3 protein-coding genes are annotated in these 4,943 nt (G+C 70.7%); all 3 read right to left on the bottom strand.

The genetic code is table 11. The features are described 5' to 3' along the window. Window positions 1-137 precede the first annotated feature (137 nt). Window positions 138-1,166, bottom strand: a complete 1,029-nt coding sequence (locus VFE05_01520; GenBank protein ID HET6228724.1) for an HD domain-containing phosphohydrolase — start codon at window positions 1,164-1,166, stop codon at window positions 138-140. Window positions 1,167-1,539: 373 nt separating this feature from the next. Next, window positions 1,540-1,758, bottom strand: coding sequence for a hypothetical protein (locus tag VFE05_01525; GenBank protein HET6228725.1), 219 nt, complete (start codon window positions 1,756-1,758; stop codon window positions 1,540-1,542). 222 nt (window positions 1,759-1,980) lie between these two features. After that, window positions 1,981-4,943 (bottom strand): PAS domain S-box protein (locus VFE05_01530; GenBank protein HET6228726.1); only part of this gene is annotated, 2,963 nt, incomplete at its 5' end.

The following is a 4,943-nucleotide window of genomic DNA, read 5'->3' on the forward strand; positions in this document are numbered from 1 at the left end:
GCCAAGCATCCCGGCGGCCTCGCCGCTTATCGTCATCCCCCTGCTCCTACCCGCCTCGCCATCACTTCCTACCGCCCGCCACTTTTCGGCCGATCAACGATGCTCCAAGGATGCGCGGCCGTGCATCTCCCGAACGCTTACGCGGTGCGGGCCAGCGGCCGCGTCTCGGGAGAGGACACGGCGACGGCGGCGAAGAAGGCGCGCACCACGCCGGGGTGGAAGCGCCGGCCGGCGCCGTCGCGAAGGTGGGCCTCCCAGTACTGCCGCGGCATGGGCGCGCGGTAGCTGCGCGCCGAGACCATCGCGTCGTACGCGTCCACCACGCGCAGGATGCTCACCAGCAGGAACTCCGAAGCGCTCGGGTCCAGCACGCCGGCCAGGTCGGCGTAGTCCACGCCCTGGTGCTCCACGATGGGCGCCAGGCGCTTGAGCGACGGCACCCCGCGCACGATCTCGGCCCCGATGCGCGGATGCGAGCGGATCTGCGCCAGCTCGTCGTGGCGCAGCGGGTCGGTCTTGTGCAGCAGCTCCACCGGCACGCCCACCTTGCCGATCTCGTGCAGGATGGCGGCGCTCTCCAGCAGGTCCACCTCGGCGGGGTCCACGTGCAGCGCGCGGGCCACACGCACGCACAGCTCGGCCACGCGCGCCGCGTGCCCCTGCATGTAGGGGTCGCGCGCCGAGACGGTGAGCGCCAGCGCGCCGACCATCTCCTTCTGCGCATCGCGGATGGCGCCGTGCAGGCGGCTCACCTCGCGGCACATCTCGCCGCGGAGGGCGTGCAGGTCGCGCGAGATGCGGCTCACGGCGGCGTCCACGGCCTGCTGCACCGCGGCGGGCTGGAACGGGCGCGGAAGCACGGTCATGCGCTCGGCCGCGGCGCCGGCCGGTGCGGTGAAGGGTGCGCCGCTCTCCACCACCACCATGTGCTGCCCCACGCGGTTCAGCTCGCGGAAGCGCCACAGGTACTCCATCCCCTCCAGCGACCGGTCCGACCCCAGGTCGGTGACCACCAGGTCCGGCACCAGCCCCTCGTCCAGCAGCCGCACGGCCTCCACGCCGTCGGGCACGGAGGCCACCAGGTGCTGCCCCGCGCGGATGATCGGCTCCAGCTCGGCCACCACTTCCTTGCGGTCGCTGACGATCAGGATTCTTCCGCTCTGCATGGCACACACCTCGGGAAAGGTCTACGGGGACGGGCTCGCGCACCGCGCGATCACCCGTGACCAATGCCAGAGGCAAGCCATCTGCCGAAATTCCGGTAAGCAGTGTAATTATAGATACTTAGCGCAAACCCTGGGTCGCGATTCCGATGTGCGGTTCTCGAACAGCTGTTCGGCGGAAATCTACGTAAAATCGCGTTGTGTAATGACTTGTCTACTGGTGTAAAAATATTGGGCGGAGCTGTGGTGTGGGGGTCTTGACAGGGAGAAATCACGAGGCCGGACACCAATCGGTGCCCGGCCTCTAACCGCACGCTTGATCACACGTGGTGAGTGTGACCTGCGGCTAGGTCGTGCTCTCGGTGAAAACGGCTGCCTACCGAGTCGAATCGCCCAAGCAGTGCGCGCAGTTATCGTACCCTTCTGCCTTGGCGGAGCTCAGCGAAGTATACGGTTTGTCGTTGCCAGCGCTGATGATGTCGTCGATCTGGCAGCGCGTCTGTTCGTTGTCCAGATCATGAACCTCGCGCTTGCTCGGGCTCTTGTTCGCAAGGTAGCGTTCACCACTCATGTTGCCGGTGTATCGACGAGACATGGATCGGACCTCCAGCGTTTGACGTTTCTGCTTGCAACCGTCGTCCGCTACGCGCGCGCGCGAACACGAACCAGCCACTTCCGAACCCGCCGTTTGATCAACCTCCTGCGTCCTAGGCTCCTGTCTTCGGTGTTTACTGGGGGAATATATACCGAACGCAGGAATGTGTCAAAACGGGCGGTGAGGCCGTTAGGTTCGACCTCTCGAGCGAATTTTTCCGCGTCAGCTCGCGGCCGGCAGCGCGGGCGGGTCCAGCACGTCGCGGATGCGGTGGGCGAGGGCTTCGGGGGTGAAGGGCTTCTCGAGCACCTGGTCGGCGGAGCCGGTCCGGGCGGCGGCGTCGGCGCTGCCGGAGAGGAAGAGCACGCGCGCCTCGGGGTGCGTCTGGCCCAGGCGCACGGCCAGGTCGCGCCCGCCCAGCCGCGGCATCAGCAGGTCCGCCAGCAGCAGGTGGATGGGGCCGGCGTGGCGCTCGGCCATGCGCAGGCCCTCGTAGCCGTCGCGCGCCTCCAGCACGGTGTAGCCCGTGCGGGCGAGCACGCGGCAGGAAAGGTGGCGCACGGTGGACTCGTCCTGCACCACCAGCACCGTCTCGCTGCCGCGGGGCAGCGCGGGCTCGGCCGCCTCGGCCTCGTCGGCGGCTTCCTCGGCTGGCTCGTCGCCGGCGCGGGGGAGATAGATGGAGACGGCGGTGCCCTCGCCCGGCGCGCTGTCGATCCAGATGTAGCCGCCGCTCTGCTTGACGATCCCGTACACCGTGGAGAGGCCCAGACCTGTGCCGCGGCCCGACTCCTTGGTGGTGAAGAAGGGGTCGAAGGCCTGCTCCATCGTCTCGCGGTCCATCCCCGTGCCCTCGTCGCGCACCTCCAGCAGCACGTACTGGCCTGGCACCACGTACGTGAAGCGGCGCGCCAGCTCGTCGTCGAGCCGGGAGTTGGCGGTGCGCACGGTGAGGCGGCCGCCTTCGGGCATGGCGTCGCGCCCGTTGACGGCCAGGTTCAGCAGCACCTGCTCGATCTGGCCGGGGTCGGCGCGGGCGGTGCCGAGGTCGGCCTCCAGCTCGGTCACCAGCTCCACCTGGTCGCCGATCAGGCGGCGGAGCAGCTTCTCCATCTCGGTGACCACCTCGTTGAGGCTGATCACCTTGGGCGTCAGCACCTGGCGGCGGCTGAAGGCCAGCAGCTGGCGGGTGAGCGCGGCGGCCCGGTCGGCCGCGCGGCGGATCTCCTCCACGTCCTCGCGGGCGCGGTCGTCCTCGGCCAGGTCCAGCAGCAGGAGGTCGGCGTTGCCGCGGATGGCGGTGAGCAGGTTGTTGAAGTCGTGCGCGACCCCGCCCGCCAGCCGCCCGATGGCCTCCATCTTCTGCGACTGCAGGAACTGCTGCCGGCTCACCTCCAGCGCCGCCTCGGCCTCGCGCCGCTCGGTCACGTCGCGCGAGTTGACCACGATGCCCATGACGGCCGGGTCGTGCAGCAGGCTGGTGGCCACCGTCTCCAGCACGCGCACGCCGCCGTCCTTGCGCGTCATGCGGAACTCGCTCCACTGCGGCTCGCCGGGCGAGCGGATGGCGCGGTCGAACACGCCCAGCACGCGCGGCACGTCGTCCTCGTGCACCAGCTCGAAGAGGTACACGCCCACGAACTCCTGCACCGTGTACCCCAGCACCCGCTCGGCCGAGGGGCTGGCGAAGCGCACGTACCCGTCGCCCTCCAGCACGGCGATGATGTCCTGGGCGTTCTCGATGAGCGAGCGGAAGCTCTGCTCGCGGTCGCTCACGGCCCGCTCGGCCTCGCGCCGCTGCGTGGCGTCCTTGAGCACCCCGATGAAGTGGCTCAGCCGCCCGCCCGGCTCGCGCACGGGCGAGATGGAGACCACGTTCCAGAACGGCGTGCCGTCCTTGCGGTAGTTGAGCACCTCCACCTCGCACGGCAGCCCCGCGCGCACCGCCTCGGCCATGCGCGCCACCGCGGCCGGGTCGGTGCCCTCGCCCTGGAGGATGCGGCAGTTGCGGCCCACGATCTCCTCGGCCGAGTACCCGGTGAGGCGCTCGAAGCCGGGGTTGGCGTGCACGATGGGGTTGCCGGGCAGGTGCGGGTCGGAGATGACGATGCCGTCGGTGACGGCGGCGATGGCGCGGTCGCGCAGGCGCAGCTGGCGCTCGGCCTCGCGCTGCTCGGTCACGTCCTTCGCGATGCCGTACACGCCCGCGATGGAGCCGTTGACCCAGATGGGAAGCTTGGTGACGGTCAGCTCCAGGCGCCGCCCGTCGTGCGTGCGGATGCCCGCGGAGTAGTGCTGCGGCTCGCCCGCCGCGGCCAGCAGGAAGTGCCGCTCGCTGGCCTCGCGGTCCTCGGGCACGATCAGCCCGGCGAAGGGCTGGCCCAGCAGGTCGTCGCCCGCGTAGCCGGTCAGCTCGGTGACCGCGGCGTTGAAGCTGGTGAAGCGCCCCGCCATGTCGAACGAGAACACCGGGTCCGGGTTGAACTGGAAGAGGGAGCGGTGGCGCTGCTCGCTCTCCTCCAGGCGCTCCTCGGCCACGGCGCGCTCGCTCACGTCGTTGAGGCTGGCCACCAGCGCGCGCACCTCGGGCACGTGCAGCAGGTTGCGGCCGGTGGCCTCCAGCATCCGCACCTCTCCGTCGGCGCGGCGGAAGCGCACGCGCAGCACGGCGCTGCCGCGGGGCGTGCGGTCCAGGGCGCGCACCCACTCGCGGGCGCGCGGGACGTCGGCCGGGAGCATCAGGTCGAAGATGGTGCCGCCCGCGCGCGACGACGAGGGGTGCCCCGTGAGCCGCTGCACGCCCGCCGACAGGTCGAGCAGGCGGCCCTCGCCGTCGAACACCGTCACCCACTCCGAGGCGTTCTCCACCAGCGCGCGGTAGTAGCGCTCGCTGCCGGTGAGCGCGTCGCGCGCGTGCACCCGCTCGGTGGCGTCGGTGATGAAGCCCTCCAGCGCCGCCGGGGCCCCGTCCTCCTCCCCGTCCTCCACCGCGCGGCCCTGCTCGCATACCCAGCGCTCCGCGCCGCCCGGCGGCAGGATGCGGTACTCCAGCTCGTACGGCCGGCCGTCGGCCACGGCGGCCTGAACCTCGCGCCACACGCGGCCCCGGTCCTCGGGGGCGATGAGCGAGGCGTAGCTCACGCGCCCCTCCACGAAGGCCTCGGGCGGGTAGCCGGTGAGCTCGC

The organism is Longimicrobiaceae bacterium, assembly GCA_035696245.1.
In the GTDB taxonomy this organism is placed as follows: domain Bacteria; phylum Gemmatimonadota; class Gemmatimonadetes; order Longimicrobiales; family Longimicrobiaceae; genus DASRQW01.